At 60.3% G+C, this 20,529-nt stretch carries 17 protein-coding genes; 15 read left to right on the forward strand and 2 right to left on the reverse strand.

All coding sequences use genetic code 11. From position 1 onward, the window contains the following. Positions 1 to 275: 275 nt before the first annotated feature. Positions 276 to 506 carry a 50S ribosomal protein L31 gene (gene rpmE / locus FW764_RS09310; protein ID WP_017738861.1) on the reverse strand — a complete coding sequence of 77 codons (231 nt, stop codon included), beginning with the start codon at positions 504 to 506 and terminating at the stop codon, positions 276 to 278. Positions 507 to 736: 230 nt separating this feature from the next. On the opposite strand from rpmE, the gene FW764_RS09315 reads away from it, so the two are divergent. The 10 genes from FW764_RS09315 (at position 737) to FW764_RS09360 (ending at position 13,574) form a co-directional block, all read left to right on the forward strand. Continuing rightward, the gene (locus tag FW764_RS09315) at positions 737 to 2,956 is read left to right on the forward strand and encodes a primosomal protein N' (RefSeq protein WP_446433678.1); all 2,220 of its coding nucleotides are present in this window, start codon (positions 737 to 739) and stop codon (positions 2,954 to 2,956) included. Between the two features lie 190 nt (positions 2,957 to 3,146). Next, a complete protein-coding gene (gene argS / locus FW764_RS09320) occupies positions 3,147 to 4,883 on the forward strand; it encodes an arginine--tRNA ligase (protein WP_446433679.1) in 1,737 nt (578 codons plus the stop codon). 1 nt (position 4,884) lies between these two features. Next, positions 4,885 to 5,586, forward strand: coding sequence for an SPOR domain-containing protein (locus FW764_RS09325; protein ID WP_446433680.1), 702 nt, complete (start codon positions 4,885 to 4,887; stop codon positions 5,584 to 5,586). Positions 5,587 to 5,844: 258 nt separating this feature from the next. Next, the gene (hslV, locus tag FW764_RS09330) at positions 5,845 to 6,375 is read left to right on the forward strand and encodes an ATP-dependent protease subunit HslV (protein ID WP_446433681.1); all 531 of its coding nucleotides are present in this window, start codon (positions 5,845 to 5,847) and stop codon (positions 6,373 to 6,375) included. Between the two features lie 37 nt (positions 6,376 to 6,412). Further along, complete coding sequence (hslU, locus tag FW764_RS09335) at positions 6,413 to 7,750, forward strand: ATP-dependent protease ATPase subunit HslU (RefSeq protein ID WP_083355661.1); 1,338 nt, start codon at positions 6,413 to 6,415, stop codon at positions 7,748 to 7,750. Between the two features lie 87 nt (positions 7,751 to 7,837). Further along, on the forward strand, positions 7,838 to 8,215 hold the full coding sequence (locus tag FW764_RS09340) for a gamma-butyrobetaine hydroxylase-like domain-containing protein (protein WP_446433682.1): 378 nt from the start codon (positions 7,838 to 7,840) through the stop codon (positions 8,213 to 8,215). A 249-nt stretch (positions 8,216 to 8,464) separates the two neighbouring features. Further along, the gene (phaC, locus tag FW764_RS09345) at positions 8,465 to 10,144 is read left to right on the forward strand and encodes a class II poly(R)-hydroxyalkanoic acid synthase (protein WP_446433683.1); all 1,680 of its coding nucleotides are present in this window, start codon (positions 8,465 to 8,467) and stop codon (positions 10,142 to 10,144) included. Positions 10,145 to 10,309: 165 nt separating this feature from the next. Then, positions 10,310 to 11,155: a poly(3-hydroxyalkanoate) depolymerase gene (phaZ, locus tag FW764_RS09350; RefSeq protein WP_083355664.1), complete on the forward strand. Its 846-nt coding sequence runs from the start codon at positions 10,310 to 10,312 to the stop codon at positions 11,153 to 11,155. Between the two features lie 88 nt (positions 11,156 to 11,243). After that, complete coding sequence (phaC, locus tag FW764_RS09355) at positions 11,244 to 12,926, forward strand: class II poly(R)-hydroxyalkanoic acid synthase (protein ID WP_446433684.1); 1,683 nt, start codon at positions 11,244 to 11,246, stop codon at positions 12,924 to 12,926. A gap of 27 nt (positions 12,927 to 12,953) precedes the next feature. Next, complete coding sequence (locus FW764_RS09360; protein WP_407021386.1) at positions 12,954 to 13,574, forward strand: TetR/AcrR family transcriptional regulator; 621 nt, start codon at positions 12,954 to 12,956, stop codon at positions 13,572 to 13,574. 3 nt (positions 13,575 to 13,577) lie between these two features. On the opposite strand, the gene FW764_RS09365 is transcribed toward FW764_RS09360, so the two are convergent. Continuing rightward, positions 13,578 to 14,240 (reverse strand): response regulator, encoded by a 663-nt coding sequence (locus FW764_RS09365; protein WP_446433812.1) that lies wholly within the window; start codon positions 14,238 to 14,240, stop codon positions 13,578 to 13,580. A 335-nt stretch (positions 14,241 to 14,575) separates the two neighbouring features. On the opposite strand from FW764_RS09365, the gene FW764_RS09370 reads away from it, so the two are divergent. The 5 genes from FW764_RS09370 to FW764_RS09390 all read left to right on the forward strand — a co-directional run bounded on the left by FW764_RS09370 (position 14,576) and on the right by FW764_RS09390 (position 20,510). Then, entirely contained in the window at positions 14,576 to 15,154 is a 579-nt protein-coding gene (locus FW764_RS09370) for a fimbrial protein (protein ID WP_446433685.1), read from the forward strand. A 78-nt stretch (positions 15,155 to 15,232) separates the two neighbouring features. Further along, positions 15,233 to 16,009 (forward strand): fimbrial biogenesis chaperone, encoded by a 777-nt coding sequence (locus FW764_RS09375; RefSeq protein ID WP_446433686.1) that lies wholly within the window; start codon positions 15,233 to 15,235, stop codon positions 16,007 to 16,009. A gap of 8 nt (positions 16,010 to 16,017) precedes the next feature. Next, positions 16,018 to 16,785 carry a fimbrial biogenesis chaperone gene (locus tag FW764_RS09380; RefSeq protein WP_446433687.1) on the forward strand — a complete coding sequence of 256 codons (768 nt, stop codon included), beginning with the start codon at positions 16,018 to 16,020 and terminating at the stop codon, positions 16,783 to 16,785. A gap of 147 nt (positions 16,786 to 16,932) precedes the next feature. Next, positions 16,933 to 19,554, forward strand: a complete 2,622-nt coding sequence (locus tag FW764_RS09385; RefSeq protein ID WP_446433688.1) for a fimbria/pilus outer membrane usher protein — start codon at positions 16,933 to 16,935, stop codon at positions 19,552 to 19,554. Next, positions 19,554 to 20,510 (forward strand): fimbrial protein, encoded by a 957-nt coding sequence (locus tag FW764_RS09390; protein WP_446433689.1) that lies wholly within the window; start codon positions 19,554 to 19,556, stop codon positions 20,508 to 20,510. The genes FW764_RS09385 and FW764_RS09390 overlap by 1 nt, the downstream gene beginning before the upstream one ends. The last annotated feature ends 19 nt before the right edge of the window (positions 20,511 to 20,529 follow it).

The raw sequence follows: 20,529 nt of genomic DNA on the forward strand, positions 1-20,529 counted from the left end.
TTTTACTGTTGGTCGACGGACCGCCGAGGATACGCGTGTCGCAAAGTCCCCACAAGACTGGGCAGTCACGGGTGTCAAGGGCCCTGCGCTACGACTTTTGGCCAAGAGTCACGGGATACAAGGGCTCAACTGTTCACAATCAACTTAAAAAATGTCTACAATTTTTTGTTAAATATCGGGTTTAGCGACGTATCGCTAAAGCACAAGCACAAAAAAGGCGTCCACAAGGGACGCCTTTTTCAACAGCCGGCAAAAGCCAAAAAGGCTCTTGAGGCTTACTCTGCTGGAGTAGCAGCCTTCTTGCCGAAAGCACCAAAGCGATCTGCGAAGCGCTGTACACGACCGCCGGTGTCCAGAGTTTTCTGCTTACCGGTGTAGAACGGGTGGCACTCGTTGCATACGTCAGTACCCAGTGGCTTGCACAGGTTCGAACGCGTTTCGAACTTGTTGCCGCAGCTGCAGGTTACTTCGATGGTTTCGTACGCTGGATGGATATCGGCTTTCATGGTGACTTCCTCGGGCTAGCGTGCCGCCACTCGACACTATTGTCGAATACCGCACGTAATTAGGCCGCGGATTCTACCAGACCTTTTTAAACGCGCAAGCTCCGCCTCCCGCCGTTTCCCCACATAAAAGCCCCTTTCATCAGAAAACTATCGGCTACCCCAAGCCTTCCCCTGTCTGCTAGGCTCCCGCCCTTGCGCCACTGCCTGCCCTTATAGATGAGACCCCTCGCGTGCCCGACGCCATTTTGCGCCTAGCCCTGCCCTCACCCCTGCGCCGCCTGTTCGACTACCGAGCTCCGGCCGGCGTGCTGCGGGCGCAGTTGCAGCCAGGTATGCGGGTGCGGGTGCCGTTCGGGCGCCGAGAAATGATCGGCGTCCTGGTAGAAGTTGCCGATCACAGCGAAGTGCCCGCTGAGAAACTCAAGCCCGCCATAGCGATCCTCGACACGACCGCGCCGCTACCGCCAGCCTTGTTCAAGCTGTGCCTGTGGACCGCGCAGTATTACCAGCATAGCCTCGGCGACACCTTGAGCTGGGCGCTGCCGGTGCTGTTGCGTCAGGGCGAATTGGCCGAAGCCCGCCAGGAACGCTTCTGGTCGATAGTGCCCGGCGCGCGCCTCGACGACCCGCGCATTGCCCGCGCGCCGCGCCAGCGTGAAGCCCTGGCGACCTTGGCGCAGCATCCACACGGCGTGGCTCATCAGCTACTAAGCAAGCTGATGCTGAGCAAAGACAGCCTGGACCTGCTGCTGGCCAAAGGTTTGGTGCAGGTGCAAATCCGCAAGCACGCCCCGGACCCGCGCCACGAACACTGGCTGGCCCAGCCCGAACTGCCGCTGAACCCCGAACAACGTGCCGCTTATGAAGCAATCCGCGCAGGCGCAGACAGCTTCCACGCGTTCCTGCTGGCGGGTGTGACTGGCAGCGGCAAGACCGAAGTCTATTTACAGCTCATCCGCGAAACCCTGCAAGCCGGCAAGCAGGCGCTGGTACTGATCCCCGAGATCAACCTGGGCCCGCAAACCCTGGCGCGCTTCGAACAACGCTTCAATGCGCGCATCGCCCTGGTGCATTCGGCGGTCAACGACCGTGAGCGCCTGGAGTCCTGGCTGGCGGCGCGGGACGGCGAGGCCGACATTATTATCGGCACCCGCTCGGCCCTGTTCACGCCGATGAAAAACCCTGGGCTGATCATCATCGACGAGGAGCACGACGGCTCCTATAAACAGCAGGAAGGCCTGCGCTACCACGCCCGCGACTTGGCGCTGGTACGCGCACGCCAGGAAGACATCCCGATTGTGCTGGGCTCGGCCACGCCGTCCCTGGAAAGCCTGCACAATGCCTACACCGGCCGTTACGGGCTCCTGCGCCTGAACGAGCGTGCAGGCGGCGCCAAGCAACCGCGTTTCCTGCGTCTGGATGTAAAAAGCCGTCCGCTGGACAGCGGCATTTCCGGGCCGATGCAACAAGCCATCGGCCAGACCCTCGCCGCGGGCCAGCAAGTGCTGGTGTTTCTCAACCGCCGAGGCTTTGCGCCGACGCTGCTGTGCCATGACTGCGGCTGGATGTCGGAGTGCGAACGCTGCGATGCGCGCATGACGGTGCACCAGCGCCATGGCGAGTTGCGCTGCCACCACTGCGGGCATGTGGAGCGGGTGCCACGCCACTGCCCGCAATGCGGCAAAGTCGATTTGCGCCCGGTGGGTGCGGGCACCGAGCGCGCCGAAGAGCGCCTGGGCATTCTGTTCCCGGATTACCCGGTGCTGCGCGTTGACCGCGACAGCACCTCGCGCAAAGACGCGATGAACCAACTGTTCGCGACCATTCAGAAAGGCCAGCCGTGCATTCTGATCGGCACGCAGATGCTTGCCAAAGGGCACCACTTTCCACGGGTGACGCTGGTGTCGATCCTGGATGCCGACGGCGGCCTGTTTTCCGGTGACTTTCGCGCCAGCGAGCGCATGGCGCAGTTGATTGTGCAGGTGGCAGGCCGCGCGGGGCGCGCTGAAGAGCCGGGCCGAGTGATTATCCAGACGCACCTGGCCGACCATCCGCTGCTGATCCAGCTGACAGAACAGGGCTACTTTGCCTTCGCTGAACAGGCGCTGAGCGAACGCCGCGCCGCTGGCCTGCCGCCCTTTTCCCATTTGGCGTTGCTGCGCGCCGAAGCCCACAAACCGGGGCAGGCAGAAAGTTTTCTGGATGAGGCGTGCAGCGCCGCCGAACGTTTGCTCGGCGAACTGGGTCTGACCGGCATCGAATTGCTCGGCCCGGTGCCGGCGCCCATGGAACGCCGTGCGGGGCGTTATCGCGCTCAGTTACTCTTGCAGGCAATCTCCCGCGCACCGCTGCATCGGCTATTAAGTAGCTGGTTGCTTGCCTTGGAGCAAATGCCCAGCGGCCGCCAAGTGCGATGGTCTCTGGATGTGGACCCGGTAGATTTGTATTGATAGCTGGCAAGCCAGCGCCCACATTTTGAAATGTGAACGCCCTTAAATGTGGGAGCGAGCTTGCCCGCGATGAGGCCCGCAGGTCTGCCATCTGGTCTGAACGGTTGGCAAGCCCGCCCTCGCCACGGATAATGCCGAGTTTTTCCACCTGCGCATCGCGCGCCGCCGCTTGCGGTCGAAAGAGAACACCATGAAAGACACCATTCGCCAGCTGATCCAACAAGCCCTCACCCAACTCGTCAACGAAGGTGTGTTGCCTGAAGGCCTGACGCCGGTGATCCAGGTGGAAAACACCCGCGACAAGACCCACGGCGACTTCGCCAGCAACATCGCGATGATGCTGGCCAAGCCTGCGGGCCTGAAGCCGCGCGACCTGGCGGAAAAAATCATCGCAGCGCTGCCGGCTGACGAGAGTGTCACCAAGGCTGAAATCGCCGGCCCAGGTTTTATCAACTTCTTCCAGAACACCCAGGCACTGGCTTCGCGCCTGGACGCCGCCCTGGCCGACGCCAAAATCGGTGTGCACAAGGCCGGCCCGCTGGAGCGCGTGGCGATTGACCTGTCGGCGCCTAACCTGGCCAAAGAGATGCACGTCGGCCACTTGCGTTCGACCATCATTGGCGACGGCGTGGCCCGGGTGCTGGAGTTCTTGGGTGACACCGTAATCCGTCAGAACCACGTGGGCGACTGGGGCACCCAGTTCGGCATGCTGATGGCCTACCTGCAGGAAAACCCAATCACCAGCAACGAGCTGGCGGACTTGGAAAACTTCTACCGCGCGGCCAAAAAGCGGTTTGACGAATCCGAAGAATTCGCCGATCGCGCCCGTGGCCTGGTGGTCAAACTGCAAGCCGGTGACAAGGAATGCCTGGCGCTGTGGGGCCGCTTCCGCGAGATCTCGTTGTCGCACTGCCAGGAAATCTACGAGTTGCTCAACGTGAAGCTGACCATGGCCGACGTGATGGGCGAAAGTGCCTACAACGACGACCTGATCAACGTGGTCAACGACCTCAAGGCCAAGGGCCTGCTGGTGGAGAGCAACGGCGCGCAGTGCGTGTTCCTCGAAGAATTCAAGACCGCCGACGGCGAGCCGCTGCCGGTGATCATCGTCAAGGCCGATGGCGGCTACCTCTACGCCACCACCGACCTGGCGGCCGTGCGTTACCGCAGCGGCGTGCTGAAAGCCGACCGCGCGCTGTATTTCGTCGACCAGCGCCAAGCCCTGCACTTCCAGCAGGTGTTTGAAGTGGCACGCCGTGCAGGTTTCGTCACCCACCCGATGCACATGGAACACATGGGCTTCGGTACCATGAACGGCGCCGACGGCCGCCCGTTCAAGACCCGCGACGGCGGCACCGTCAAGCTGATCGACCTGCTGAACGAAGCCCAGGAGCGTGCCTACAACCTGGTGAAGGAAAAGAACCCGGAGCTGGCCGAAGCCGAGCTGCGCAACATCGCCCGCGTGGTGGGCATTGGCGCGGTGAAATACGCCGACCTGTCCAAGCACCGCACCAGCGACTACAGCTTCAACTTCGAACTGATGCTCAACTTCGAAGGCAACACCGCGCCGTACCTGCTGTACGCCTACACCCGCGTGGCCGGTGTGTTCCGCAAGCTGGGCAAGGACTTCAGCGAAGTTGAAGGCCAGATCGTGCTCGATGCTCCTCACGAACAGGAACTGGCGGCCAAACTGGCACAATTCGGCGAAGTGCTGAACAGCGTCGGTGAGAAAGGCACCCCGCATATCCTCTGCACCTATTTGTATGAAGTCGCCGGTCTGTTCTCCAGCTTCTACGAGAACTGCCCGATCCTCACCGCCGACGACGAAGCCCAGAAGCAAAGTCGCCTGCGCCTCGCCGCACTGGCTGGACGGACCCTCAAGCAAGGCCTGGAATTGTTAGGCCTGGAAACCCTGGAGCGTATGTAAGTTGGCTGCCAAGAAAAAACCTGCACCCAAGCGCGGCGCCAGCCGCTATCAAGCCCCGGCGAAGAAGCCGATTCCGGGCTGGTTGTGGATGGCCATCGGCCTGGCGGTCGGTGCGTTTGTCGTGATTCTGATGAAGCTGGAACCGGGCAAGGGCGATGACGTCAAGCGCGTCAAGCAAGAGCAGCAGAAAGCCACGAAAATGGCCGAAGCCAACAAGACGGCGCCGAGCCCGACCGCGCCGGTGAAGCCGAAGTACGACTTCTATACGCTGCTGCCCGAATCGGAAGTGATCGTGCCGCCCGACGCCGTGCCGGAGAAAACCCTGCCGACACCGCAAGTACCGACCACACCGGTGACGCCTGCGGAAGCGGCGAAAATCGACACCGCACGCGCTCAAGCGGCGCTGGCCGGGATCACCCCACCGCCGCCACCGCCGGTTGCACAGACCAAAGCGGCACCGGTAACCAAGTTCTTCCTGCAAGCGGGCTCGTTCCCCAAACAGGCGGATGCGGATCGCGTACGGGCGCAGATTATTCTGCTGGGCCAGACGGTGACGGTGGAGTCCGGTACGGTGAAGGACGCGACCTGGTATCGCGTGCTGGTGGGGCCGTTCAGCAACCGTGAACAGCTGACAGTGGCGCAGAAGCAGCTGGCCGGCGCCGGGTTTAGCAACCTGTTGTTACAACAACGCCAGAGCCGCTGATTCAGAGTCAACGCGGATCAAAATGTGGGAGGGGGCTTGCCCCCGATAGCGGTAGATCAGTCACTATTTTTGGCGCCTGATGCGCCGCCATCGGGGGCAAGCCCCCTCCCGCATTTGGTTTTGAGGTGTGCTTGAGAAGGTGTAAGAGTTATAAACACCACTCGTCCGCCACACGCCCCTACGGTTGAAATCCCCCCCGCCACCCCCATATGAGATTCCATCAGGGCATTTTCGCCCCGCTGCGTGGAGACTCTCCCCTTGACCACCATCGTTTCAGTACGTCGCCACGGCAAAGTCGTCATGGGCGGCGACGGCCAGGTTTCCCTTGGCAACACCGTGATGAAAGGCAACGCGAAAAAAGTGCGTCGCCTGTACCACGGCCAGGTTCTCGCGGGCTTTGCCGGCGCTACCGCCGACGCCTTCACCCTTTTCGAGCGTTTCGAAGGCCAGCTGGAAAAACATCAGGGCCACCTCGTACGCGCCGCTGTCGAACTCGCCAAAGAATGGCGCACCGACCGTACCCTCAGCCGCCTGGAAGCCATGCTGGCCGTTGCCAACAAAGACGCTTCCTTGATCATCACCGGTAACGGCGACGTGGTTGAGCCTGAACATGGCTTGATCGCCATGGGTTCCGGCGGTGGCTACGCCCAGGCTGCAGCCAGCGCACTGTTGAAGAAAACCGACCTGTCGGCCCATGAAATCGTCGAGACTGCCTTGGGCATTGCCGGCGACATCTGCGTGTTCACCAACCACAACTTCACCATTGAGGAGCAGGACCTCGCCGAATAAGCCGTAGGCTTATTCCCGCTTGAGGCCGCCAAACACTATGTCAATGACTCCCCGCGAAATCGTCCATGAACTTAATCGCCATATCATCGGCCAGGACGATGCCAAGCGCGCCGTTGCCATTGCGCTGCGTAACCGCTGGCGCCGGATGCAACTGCCCGAAGAATTGCGCGTTGAAGTAACCCCGAAGAACATCTTGATGATCGGCCCTACCGGCGTCGGTAAAACCGAGATCGCCCGGCGCCTGGCCAAGCTGGCCAACGCCCCGTTCATCAAGGTCGAAGCCACCAAGTTCACCGAAGTGGGCTATGTGGGCCGTGACGTCGAGTCGATCATCCGTGACCTGGCCGACGCCGCCCTGAAGTTGCTGCGCGAACAGGAAATGACCAAGGTCAGCCACCGCGCCGAAGACGCCGCCGAAGAGCGCATTCTCGACGCCCTGCTGCCACCGGCACGCATGGGTTTCAACGAAGATGCCGCACCGTCGTCCGATTCCAACACCCGCCAGCTATTCCGCAAGCGCCTGCGTGAAGGCCAGCTGGATGACAAGGAAATCGAGATCGAAGTCGCCGAAGTCTCCGGCGTCGATATCTCAGCACCGCCTGGCATGGAAGAAATGACCAGCCAGTTGCAGAACCTGTTCGCCAACATGGGCAAGGGCAAGAAGAAAAGCCGCAAGCTCAAGGTCAAGGAAGCGTTGAAACTGGTGCGCGACGAAGAGGCCGGGCGCCTGGTGAATGAGGAAGAACTCAAGGCCAAGGCCCTGGAAGCCGTCGAGCAACATGGCATCGTGTTTATTGACGAGATCGACAAGGTGGCCAAGCGTGGCAACTCCGGCGGCGTCGATGTATCCCGCGAAGGCGTCCAGCGTGACCTGCTGCCGCTGATCGAAGGCTGCACCGTGAACACCAAGCTGGGCATGGTCAAGACCGACCACATCCTGTTTATCGCCTCCGGTGCATTCCACCTGAGCAAGCCAAGCGACCTGGTGCCGGAGCTGCAAGGCCGTCTGCCAATTCGCGTGGAACTCAAGGCGCTGACCCCGGGCGACTTTGAGCGCATCCTCAGCGAGCCGCATGCCTCGCTCACCGAGCAGTACCGCGAGCTGTTGAAAACCGAAGGCCTGGGCATCGAATTCTTGCCCGACGGTATCAAGCGTTTGGCGGAGATTGCCTGGCAGGTCAACGAGAAGACCGAGAACATTGGTGCGCGTCGTCTGCACACCTTGCTTGAGCGCCTGCTGGAAGAAGTGTCCTTCAGCGCTGGCGACATGGCCGGTTCGCAGAATGGCGAAGCGATCAAGATCGACGCCGACTACGTCAACAGCCACCTGGGCGAATTGGCGCAGAACGAGGACCTGTCTCGTTATATCCTGTAAGCCTCACTCAGGACCGCTTTGCTTTAATGTGGGAGGGGGCTTGCCCCCTCCCACATTTTTGAGCCGGTTCCTTCAGGATCATCGCCAATGTCGAAATTTCCTACCGCTGTAAACCTGCATAAAACCTCCAACACCCTCGGCCTCACCTACGGGCCCGACGAGGTCTACCAGCTCTCTGCTGAACTGCTGCGCACCCACTCGCCTTCCGCCGAGGTCCAGGGCCACGGCAAACCGATCCTGCAATTCGGCAAGCTCAACGTCCGGTTGATCAAGATAGAACCGGCCGGCCAGTACGCACTGAAATTGACCTTCGACGACGGGCATGACAGCGGACTGTTCACCTGGGACTACCTCTACCAGTTGGCCGTGCGTCAGGACGCGCTGTGGGCCGACTATCTTGCTGAACTCAAAGCCGCTGGCAAAACCCGCGACCCAAGTGAGTCGGTTGTACGGCTGATGCTCTAACTCGGGCGTCTTGCTCTTTAGAAGGCATTTTCTAATTTCATCTGTTTGAATGCCCTCTCGCGTGGTCAACGATTGGCCCGCTTGCGAAAAAAATTAAACTCGGGTAACCAATGGAACTGGCAAGTTCCCTGCATTTGACGATGCGGTATTTACGGTCACCCGAGTCGCAGTACCAGGCTGGTGTCGCGTATCGAAATTGAGTGCGCAGCAATCGCCGGTACTCGTCTTTCGGACAATGGAGCGTCGTAGATGAGTAACAAGAATAACGATGACTTGAAACGCCAGGCCTCGGAAAACACCCTGGGGCTGAACCCGATCATCGCGTTACGAAAAAAGGACTTATTAGCCTCGGCGAAGATGGTGCTGACCCAAGCCATCAAGCAACCGTTGCACAGCGTCAAGCACGTCGCGCATTTTGGCGTCGAATTGAAGAACGTGATGTTCGGTAAATCCGCGCTGGCGCCCGAAGGCGATGACCGTCGCTTCAACGACCCAGCCTGGAGCCAGAACCCGCTCTATAAACGCTACCTGCAAACCTACCTGGCGTGGCGCAAGGAACTGCACGACTGGATCGGCGACAGTAACCTGTCGGAGCAGGACATCAGCCGCGGCCACTTCGTGATCAACCTGATGACCGAAGCCATGGCCCCCACCAACAGCGCGGCCAACCCGGCGGCGGTCAAACGCTTCTTTGAAACCGGCGGCAAAAGCCTGCTCGATGGCTTGTCCCATCTGGCCAAGGACATGGTGCACAACGGCGGCATGCCAAGCCAGGTCAACATGGGTGCCTTTGAAGTCGGCAAGACCCTGGGCACCACAGAAGGCGCCGTGGTCTTTCGCAACGACGTACTGGAACTGATCCAGTACAAGCCGATCACCGAACAGGTGCACGAGCGCCCTTTGCTTGTGGTGCCGCCGCAGATCAACAAATTCTATGTATTCGACCTGAGCCCGGAAAAGAGCCTGGCACGCTTCTGCCTGCGCAATGGCCAGCAGACATTTATCGTCAGTTGGCGTAACCCGACCAAGGCTCAACGCGAGTGGGGCCTGTCGACCTACATTGAAGCGTTGAAGGAAGCGGTCGATGTGGTCACGGCGATTACCGGCAGCAAAGACATCAACATGCTCGGCGCCTGCTCCGGCGGCATCACCTGCACCGCACTGCTCGGCCACTACGCGGCGCTGGGTGAAAAGAAGGTCAACGCCCTGACCTTGCTGGTGAGCGTGCTGGACACCACGCTGGATACCCAGGTGGCGTTATTTGTCGACGAACAGACCCTCGAAGCGGCCAAGCGCCACTCCTATCAGGCCGGTGTGCTGGAAGGCCGCGACATGGCCAAGGTGTTTGCCTGGATGCGCCCCAATGATTTGATCTGGAACTACTGGGTCAATAACTACCTACTCGGCAACGAGCCGCCGGTGTTCGACATCCTGTTCTGGAACAACGACACCACGCGCCTGCCCGCAGCCTTCCACGGCGACCTGATCGAACTGTTCAAGAACAACCCGCTGGTGCGCGCCAATGCCTTGGAGGTGTGCGGCACGCCGATCGACCTCAAACAGGTCACCGCCGACATCTACTCCCTGGCCGGCACCAACGACCACATCACACCGTGGCAGTCTTGCTACAAGTCGGCGCAACTGTTTGGTGGCAAGGTCGAGTTTGTGTTGTCCAGCAGCGGGCATATCCAGAGCATTCTCAACCCGCCAGGCAACCCCAAGGCGCGCTACCAGACCAGTGATGGCCTGGCGGGCAAGGCGCTCGAGTGGCAGGAGAATGCGACCAAGCATACTGACTCGTGGTGGCTGCATTGGCAGGCCTGGCAGGCGGACCGCGCGGGAAAACTGAAGAAAGCACCTACAAACTTAGGTAACAAAACCTATGCCGCAGCTGAGGCGGCGCCGGGTACTTATGTGCATGAACGATAAGCAAATTGTGTAGTTGAAGTGAGATCAATGTGGGAGCTGGCTTGCCTGCGATAGCGGTATGCCAGCCAACTAATGGGTAAGTGACAGAATGCCATCGCAGGCAAGCCAGCCCCCACATAGACCGAGTTCCTACAGATAAATCGCGCCACTCCACAGGGCTTGAGCATGCCGCAACCGTTCATCTTCCGTACCATCGACCTGGATGGCCAGACCCTCCGCACGGCGGTACGCCCGGGCAAACCTCACTTGACGCCGCTGCTGATCTTCAACGGCATCGGCGCCAACCTTGAGCTGGTGTTTCCGTTCGTCCAGGCGCTGGACCCGGATTTGGAAGTGATCGCCTTCGATGTACCAGGCGTAGGCGGTTCCTCGACGCCCAATCGACCCTATCGCTTTCCCGGCCTGGCCAAACTCACCGCGCGCATGCTCGATTACCTCGACTATGGCCAAGTGAATGCCGTGGGAGTGTCCTGGGGCGGTGCGCTGGCGCAACAGTTCGCCTATGACTACCCGGAACGCTGCAAAAAACTGATTCTCGCCGCCACCGCTGCAGGTGCGTTTATGGTGCCGGGCAAACCCAAAGTGCTGTGGCTGATGGCAAGCCCCCGGCGTTATATCCAACCATCCCACGTGGTGCGCATCGCACCGATGATTTATGGCGGCTCGTTCCGCCGCGATGCAAAGCTTGCCGCCGAGCACGCCAGCAAAGTGCGCTCGGCCGGCAAGCTCGGTTACTACTGGCAGCTGTTTGCGGGACTGGGCTGGACCAGTATTCATTGGCTGCACAAGATCCGACAACCGACCCTGGTGCTGGCGGGCGATGACGACCCGCTGATCCCGCTGATCAATATGCGCATGCTGGCTTGGCGTATTCCGAATGCGCAGTTGCACATCATCGATGACGGCCACCTGTTCCTGATTACCCGGGCGGAAGCCGTGGCGCCTATCATCATGAAGTTTCTCGAAGAGGAGCGCCTGCGGGCGGTGATTCACCCGCGACCGGCGGTGTAAGGACTAGACCGCCGCGCAACTTGCCGAGAACCGACTATGGTTCTGAGTTGGCGTGCCTGTTGTTGCCTTGACGAAGGAGTGTTGGCTCATGCGAGAAAGACCCGTGACGAACCCGGCGCCCACCCCTGCCGTGTTCGTCAATGCGCAAAATGCGATCACCGGCCTGCGCGGTCGGGACTTGCTGACAACCCTGCGCAGCGTCGCCGCCCATGGCTTGCGCAACCCGATGCACACCGCGCGTCACGCGCTGGCGCTGGGCGGCCAGCTCGGCCGCGTGTTGCTCGGCGAGACCGTGCATGAGCCCAACCCCAACGACGCACGCTTCGTCGACCCAACCTGGACGCTCAACCCGCTGTACCGGCGTAGCCTGCAAGCCTATTTGAGCTGGCAAAAACAAACCCGCCACTGGATTGACGACAGCACCCTCAACGCGGATGACCGCGCCCGCGCGCACTTCGCGTTCGCCCTGCTCAATGACGCCGTGTCGCCCTCCAACACCTTGCTCAACCCACTGGCCGTCAAGGAGCTGCTCAACTCCGGCGGCAACAGCGTGGTGCGTGGCGTGAGCAACCTGTTTGATGATTTGCTGCATAACAACGGCCTGCCTCGTCAGGTCAGCAAACACGCATTCGAGGTCGGCAAGAGCGTGGCGACCACACCCGGCTCGGTGGTATTTCGCAACGATCTGCTGGAGCTGATCCAGTACAAGCCCATGAGCGAAAAACAGTACGCCAAGCCCCTGTTGATCGTGCCGCCGCAAATCAACAAGTACTACATTTTCGACCTCAGCCCGGCCAACAGCTTTGTGCAGTACGCGCTGAAAAATGGCCTGCAAACGTTTATGGTCAGCTGGCGCAACCCGGATGTGCGTCATCGCGAATGGGGGCTTTCAACCTACGTCGCCGCGCTGGAAGAAGCGCTCAACGTGTGCCGGGCGATTACCGGTGCCCGTGAGGTCAACCTGATGGGCGCCTGCGCCGGTGGCTTGACCATTGCCGCGCTGCAGGGCCACCTGCAAGCCAAGCGCCAACTGCGACGCATCTCCAGCGCCAGCTACCTGGTGAGCCTGCTGGACAGCCAGATTGACAGCCCCGCTACCCTGTTTGCCGATGAACAAACACTGGAAGCTGCCAAGCGCCGGTCCTACCAGCAAGGCGTGCTGGACGGCCGCGACATGGCCAAGGTGTTTGCCTGGATGCGCCCCAACGACTTGATCTGGAACTACTGGGTCAACAATTACTTGCTGGGCAAGGAGCCGCCGGCCTTCGACATCCTGTATTGGAACAACGACAACACGCGCTTGCCTGCCGCGCTGCATGGCGACCTGCTGGATTTTTTCAAGCACAACCCGTTGAGCCATCCCGGTGGGCTGGAAGTGTGCGGCACGCCCATCGACTTGCAAAAAGTCACGGTGGACAGCTTCAGCGTGGCCGGCATCAACGACCACATCACGCCGTGGGACGCGGTGTATCGCTCCACGCAATTGCTTGGCGGTGAGCGGCGCTTCGTGCTGTCCAACAGCGGGCATGTACAGAGCATCCTCAACCCGCCGGGCAACCCCAAGGCCAATTACGTCGAAAACCCCAAGCTGAGCAGCGACCCGCGCGCCTGGTACTACGACGCCAACCATGTCGAAGGCAGCTGGTGGCCGCAGTGGCTGGAATGGATTCAACAACGCTGCGGCGTGCAGCGCGAAACCCTGACTGCCTTGGGCAACCAGAATTACCCACCGATGGAAGCGGCGCCGGGCACTTACGTGCACGTGCGCTGAGCTCAACGAACAGATTAAGAAGACTGGATGAAGACCCGCGACCGTATCCTTGAATGTGCCCTGCAGTTGTTCAACCACAAGGGCGAGCCGAACGTGTCGACCATGGAGGTGGCCAATGAAATGGGGATCAGCCCCGGCAACCTCTACTACCACTTCCATGGCAAGGAACCGTTGGTGCTCGGGCTGTTCGAGCGCTTTCAAAATGAACTGGCGCCGCTGCTCGACCCACCCGCGCACGCGCAGCTCAGCGCCGAGGATTACTGGCTGTTCCTGCACTTGATCGTCGAGCGCATGGCCCATTACCGGTTTCTATTTCAGGATTTGTCGAACTTGGCGGGACGCCTGCCGAAGCTGGCCAAAGGCATACGCAACTTGCTGACCGCCCTGAAGCGAACACTGGCTTCGCTGCTGGCGCGACTCAAGGCGGCGGGACAACTGGTCAGTGACACCCAGGCGCTGGGGCAATTGGTGGAGCAGATCACCATGACTCTGCTGTTTTCGCTGGACTACCAGCGAATCCTCGACCGCGAAGGCGAGGTGCGCGTGGTGGTGTACCAGATCATGATGCTGGTGGCGCCGCACTTGTTGTTACCGGCGCGGCAGGCGACGGAGCGGCTGGCACTGCGTTATCTGGACGATCCGGATTAATACTCAGCCAGGCTCGCCAAACTGCTGGTTGAACTTAAACAGTTCACTGTCATTCTTGATGCCTAACTTTCGATAGGCCGATTGCTTTTGCGTACTGATGGTACTTGCACTGCGCGAAAACTTTGCCGCAATAAAACTTACCGACATGCCATCAAGCACACAACGCAACACTTCCTGTTCCTTAGGCGTAAGGCAGGTACTCACACGCAACGGTGGTGCAAAGTCTTTATGCGACTTGATCATCGTGGCATCAAGCATCGATTGCATACCCTGTAAGACTGGCACCATACAGGGCTGCAGATAAATCCGTCCGTGAGCGACCGTTCGAATAGCCGTGATCAACTCGGCCAAGTCCTGGGTTTTGCCGAGTATTCCCCAACACCCGGCCTTTAAGGACAACGAAACGGTGGCGGGCGTGTAGTGTGAACACACAATCAAAGGCCTGCAGGCGCTGAAACGTCTGTTCAGCGCCTGCAGCAGGCTGAGGCCATCGATCTCCGAGGGCGCCAGGATGAAGTCCATCACCACCACATCGGCTGGCCGCCGAGCCAAGGCCTCGAGCAATTCCCTGCCTGTACCGAAGGAGCCGATGACAGCGAGGTCGGCCTCTTTGCTCAGACACAGCTCGATACCCTGGCGAACCATCGCATGGTTATCTAACAGCATCACGGTATACGGGTCGGAAATTGAAATAGGCATTGTTCGGCTCGCATAAGTAAATGCAGCACCCCACACACTCTTTCACTGTTGCGAGTCCGGTATAGCCCAGCCAAACAGGGGGATCAATATGGCACCTCCATCTGCTTTGCATTGCCTTACAGTAATACCTGACAGCCTGTTCCTACTCGCCTTTATAAACTCCTGTCGTACGCCCGAACAAACCTTAATCAAAACAGCACACTTTCGAACATTCTCGACCTAAAACTCGTGACTTCTCTATAGAGCCCATTAACGTTTAGATACAAATTAAGCGGCACAGGTAACTCACCACTGGGAATGTCATGAAAGCCAATGTTTTATCCCCCCTTGCAGCCGCTCTGGCCTTGACCGCTGCGCTCTCGCAGCCTGCCGATGCAATGGACGGCATTATCAATTTCAGCGGCCTGGTCACCGATGTGACCTGCACAGTCGAAGGTGCAGCACCGGGCACCGGCGCAGTGGTCAAGGACGTCAACTTGGGCGGTGTCTCTGCCGCACGCCTGGCAAGCGCAGGCAGTCGAGCCAACCTGACCGGCTTCACCATTCGTGTCGGTGCGCCAGGCGAAGGCAGTTGCACCAACGGGCGCACCGCGATGGTTGCCTTTGATCCGACCAGCCCGGCCATTGATGTGGCCAGCGGGCGCTTGAATATCGACGGACACGATGACCCGTCCGACACCACCACGGCTAAGAACGTACAAGTCGAAGTGACTAATCGAGATGGCTCACCCATTCACGTCTACACCGAAAAATCCGCAGGCGTGGTGATCGCCGACAACCAGGCGGTTATTCCGTTGGCTGCGCAAATGTACGCCAGCGCACCCGCCACCGAAGGCACAGTCAAGACCCGCGTTGGCTTTCTGATCGAGTACGCCGAATAGGGCTGCCGCAACCTTGTATACAACGGGCCTGCAGCTGCACCGCAGGCCCCTTTGCCGATTCGAAGAGCGCTTCTGACTATGAACAAAATGACCCGCCTGGTACTTGCCATCTGTGCATGCGGATTGTTATCGCTGCTGGCCCCACCCGCCCACGCAGGCGTGATTATTCATGGCACACGCGTGATCTACCCCGCGCAACAACAAGAGGTCGCGGTACGCCTGGAGAATAAGGGGCCGCTGCCTGCGCTGGTGCAAGCCTGGCTGGACAATGGCGACCGCCACTCCACGCCAGCGACGACGCAAACGCCGTTCAACGTTTCACCACCGATCTTGCGTATTGAGCCTCACCAGCAACAGGCGCTGCGCCTGCGTTATTCCGGCGAGGCATTGCCCACCAATCGCGAAAGCCTGTTTTGGCTGAACGTTCTGGAAGTGCCACCGCTCGCTACCGATACCGCGCAGAAAAATCAGATTGAACTGTCGTTTCGTACGCGCTTGCGCGTCTTTCTAAGACCGCAGGCGTTGCCCTATCCGGTCGGCAGCGCCCCGGCAAAACTGCAATGGAAACTGGTAGCCCACGAACAAGGCCTCGCCCTGCAGGCTACCAACCCCACGCCGTACCATATTTCCCTGGCTTCAATCGACTTGCTGAGCGATGGCAAGCGATTCAGCAAAGCGGCGAACAAAGGCGCGAATGACAGCCTGTTAATGCCAGGCGGTGACGTGAAACTGTTTGTGTTGCCCCTGCTGCGCAATCGCCCCACCAGCGCGAGCACAGTCGAGTTCACCACCGTCAGCGATTTTGGCGCCCGCGTGCGTCATTCCGCTGGCCTCAGCCCTTCATCCGCAGGATGACCTTTCTCATGAATGCGTCTTTCATTTCCTACCTGCCTGCCAAGCTCATGGCGATGGTATTTGTGCTGTTCGGTACCAGCGTCGCTCAGGCGAGCGTAGTCATCCACAACACCCGGATTATTTACCCGCAAGACGACAAGGAGGCCACGCTCAGGCTTGAGAGCAAAAACCAGGCACCGGTACTGGTCCAGACATGGATAGACAGCGGCGATGAACACTCAACACCGGAGCTGGCAGGCATACCCTTTGTGGTCACGCCGCCGATTTTCCGCATGGAGCCGGGCAAACAACAGGTTGTGCGCCTGGCGTATACAGGCGAAACCTTGCCGGCGTCCCAAGAAAGCCTGTTCTGGTTCAACCTGCTGGAGGTGCCTTCCCAGTCACAAGAGTCCGGGCAGAGCAATCAGTTGCAGTTGGCCTTTCGCTCGCGGATCAAGCTGTTTTACCGTCCGTCAAACCTGCCTTACGACGCCAAGGCAGCGCCAGCAAAACTGCAGTGGCGACGCGTCTCGACCGAGCATGGCCTGGCCTTGGAAGTGCACAACCCAAGCCCTTATCACGTGACGTTCGATCAGATCACAGTACTGGCAGCGGGGCAGCGTCATGTGCGCGAACCAGCAGCCTCGGGCGCTGAGAACATGGTGCCCCCCGGTGGCCGCACTCGCTTTGAGTTACCTGGCCTCAAATTGCTGCCGAGTACTGCGGCGTCCGTCGAGTTCCAGACGCTCGACGACTTTGGCGTAAAGGTCCCTCACAGCGCCGAGGTCTCGCCCTGACGGTCAAGACACGCTGCGTGCCGCCGCCGTAGTTTCCCGGCACCTGACCTAAGCCTCATCCCACCCCTTTGGTCGATGCCCTTTTATCAGGGCAGGGACTCCCTATGCCGAAATTCGCATAGGCCCTATTTTTTGAGAACTGTAGACATGCGTTTTAATCCGCCAGCCAGCGTAAGAAACCGCCCCCTGCCACGTCATCGTTTAAAGCTGGTGGTGCCTGGCCTGCTGCTGGTGAGCGGCACTCATGCCATTGGCGCCGAACACGCCGAGTTCAACCCAGCGTTCTTTGCGGACCGAGCAGCCGGTATGCAAGTCGATATTTCAAAGTTCAGCCAAGGCAATGTCGTGCTGCCCGGCAGCTACCGGACCGAGGTCCACCTCAATGGCCAGTGGGCAGGCCGTGAAACCTTGACCTTCGTCGCGGTCGAGGGGCACAAGAGTGCACAGTTGTGCCTGGAACCTGAGGCGCTGCAAAGGTTGGGCATTAACGTGGAGCCGGTAGAGCTGCCGTCCGCCGAAACGCCAAGTACACCGGCGTCGCCGTTCGCCCGCTGCGCCGATATTGCGAGCTACCTGCCAGGGGCCAGCAGCCAATTTGATTCAGGCGAAAACCGCCTGGACCTGCAGGTGCCGCAGATCTACCTGGCGCGCAAGGCGCGGGGCTACGTTGACCCGCAGCATTGGGACGGCGGCATCGACGCCGCCTTTGTACGCTACAACGCCAATACCTTTGCGGCCCAGGCGAGTGGCCATTCGCTCAGCTCCAATTACCTGGGCCTCAACACCGGGCTCAATCTGGGTGACTGGCATTGGCGCCATAACGGCAACTACAGTCATTCAGCCAGCGGCTCGGCTTATCAAAGCGGCGCCACCTATGTGCAGCGCGAGTTGAGCACGTTGCAATCGCAACTGATGGCGGGCGAAATCTACACCCCCGGCGAGCTGTTCGACAGTGTGCGTCTGCGCGGCGCCAGCCTGTTCAGCGATGACAGGATGCTGCCCGATTCGCAGACCGGTTTTGCCCCGGTAGTACGCGGTGTCGCCCAGACCAACGCCCGTGTCAGCGTGCGCCAGCGCGGCGTGCTATTGGATGAAGTGTCGGTAGCGCCCGGCCCATTCGTACTCAACGATTTGTTCCCCACCGGCTATGGCGGCGACCTCACCGTTACAGTCACTGAGGCCGATGGTCGCCAGCGCGAGTTCATCGTACCGTTCGCCGCCAACGCCAACCTGCTGCGACCTGGCTATCACCGTTACTCGTTAAGTGTCGGCCAACTGGACGAGATCGGCCTGCATCACCCACCCACGCTCACTCAGGCCACTTACCAGCACGGCCTGAATAATGTGCTGACAGGCTACACCGGCGCGGTGTTCTGCGATGACTACCAGTCGCAGTTGCTGGGGGCGGCCTTCAACACCGCAGTCGGTGCGCTGTCTTTTGACCTGACCCACTCGAACGCCCATCTACCAGGCAACCCTTCACGGGAAGGGCAAAGCGTGCACTTGCGCTACAGCAAGAATTTCGCAGACACCGGCACCCACTTCGCCCTCGGCGCGTACCGCTATTCCACTGAAGGTTTCCTGAATGTGGCCGACGCCGCACGCATTCGCGACCTCGCCATCGACGGGCTGAACCTGGACAAGGTGCCGCACCTGCGCGACAGGATGGACATAAGCCTCAATCAGAGCCTGGGCAACGGTTCGGTGTATCTCACCGGTTCTTCGCAGAACCACTGGAATCACGCCAATGGCAGCCTGACCTTCAGCGCAGGTTACAGCAGCAGTTGGAAGGGCTTGCATTACACCCTCAGCGCACAACGCAACCGCGATCTGTTGAGTGACCGAGTCGACAAGCAAGTTGATCTCACCGTGAGCCTACCGCTGGGCAGCGGCGCGCGTTCGCCGACCCTGACCACCACGGTGTACCACGGCGATCAAAGCAGCGGCGAGCGCGCCACCCTGGGCGGCAGCCTTGGCGAACGCAGCGAATTCAGCTACGGCGTGGGCACCAGCCGCATGCACGGCGGTGGCAACTCAACCAGTGCAGACGTGAGGTACCAGGCCAGCCATGCCGCGCTGTCCGCCGGTTATGGGCAGAGCAGCGCTTACCGCTCGGCCTCGTTCGGGGTGACGGGGGGCATGGTCGCTCACGCTGGCGGCGTGACCTTCGCCCCGGAGCTCGGCGATACCCTGGGTATCGTGCAAGCACCCGACGCCCAAGGGGCTCGGATCAATGGCAGCCACAGCGCACAAGTCGCCAAGAGCGGCTACGCCGTCGTGCCGCACCTCACGCCCTACCGCCAGAACGTGGTCGAGCTGGACCCCAAGGACCTGTCCGTCGACGTGGAGCTCAAGACCGCCTCCAAAAACGTGGCGCCACGCGCAGGCTCAGTCGTGAAGTTGCAGTTCGAGACCGTCAGCGGCCAGGCTTTGTTGATCACGGCATTGCGCGAGGATGGCAGCCCGTTGCCGTTCGGTGCGGACGTGTTCGATGAGGACGGCGCAAGCGTCGGCATTGTCGGCCAGGGCGGTAAAGCGTTTGTGCGCGTGTCGCGTGCACAGGGGCAACTGACCGTGCAGTGGGGCTCACAGGCCAATGCCACCTGTCGGCTCCGCTATGACTCAGGCAAACAACTCGGCGGCGCCCGCTTGCGTCATCTGGATGCAGGCCATTGCCAGGGCGCTGAGCCCATTATTGCGCAGGTACGGCCCGCAGGGCCTGCCGCGCGCCTTGTCGAAAACCGCCAAATGACTGTAAGGGGTTCGTGATGAAGCACTCGACGCTATTCATTTCATCATTGGTGATGTTCGGCTTGCCGATCGCTGCGCAAGCGGAGTGTGAGAGCTATATGAACTCTGAGCATGGCCTCTCCCTTGCGGACACTGTCACCGTACCGGCCGACCTGCCAGTGGGCAGCATCATCACCCAGCAGCCCTTCAGCGGCGTCGTGCCTGGCCGGTTCATGAACTGCCGCAGCATGACGCTGGTACAGGTCATCGCACGCTACAACACGCCCCCATTACCAAGCCTTATCCAGCCCACCGAGGCGCCAGGCGTCGGCATCCGCATCAAAATCACCGATGCGCGCCCGTGGACTGGCTTTTATGCCTTAAAAAGCGGCACCACCCACCTGCGCAGCGGCAACCATCCTGTCTTCACCAATGCCGAGGCGATCTTCTACAAGACCGGGCCGATAACCAACGGGGTAGTGCCGGCAGGAAGCATCTTCACCTACAACATGATGACCTCGGTGGGGCAGCGCCTGGGCCACTTTGAGCTCAAGCTCAACAACTCGGTAACGTTCGTCAGCCCTGCGGCCACCTGCGACCTCGCGACCGGCGATGTCAACCGCACCATCAAGCTCCCCGCTATACACGTCGGTGCTTTGAAAGACGCCGACTACGCGGGCACGGAAAACTTCGAACTGAGCGCCAATTGCACCGACGCATCGAGCATCACCTTCAGCTTCTCCGGCACGCCCGCTGCCGGCAATAACCAGCTCTTTGCCAATACGGGCACGGCCGGCGGCGTAGCGCTGTGGCTGTATTCGCGCATTGGTGGAGCGAACCAGACCATTGACGCCAATGGCCCCAGCAACACCCGCACGGTGCTGGTATCCGGCAATCGCGCGGTCTTGCCGCTAACCGCGGCCTATCACAAAAACGGCGCAGTCAGCCAAGGCTCGCTCGCCAGTACCGCCACCGTCAACATTACCTATAACTGAAACCCCTGAGGAATAACTG

It is taken from the genome of Pseudomonas sp. 1152_12 (genome assembly GCF_052850675.1).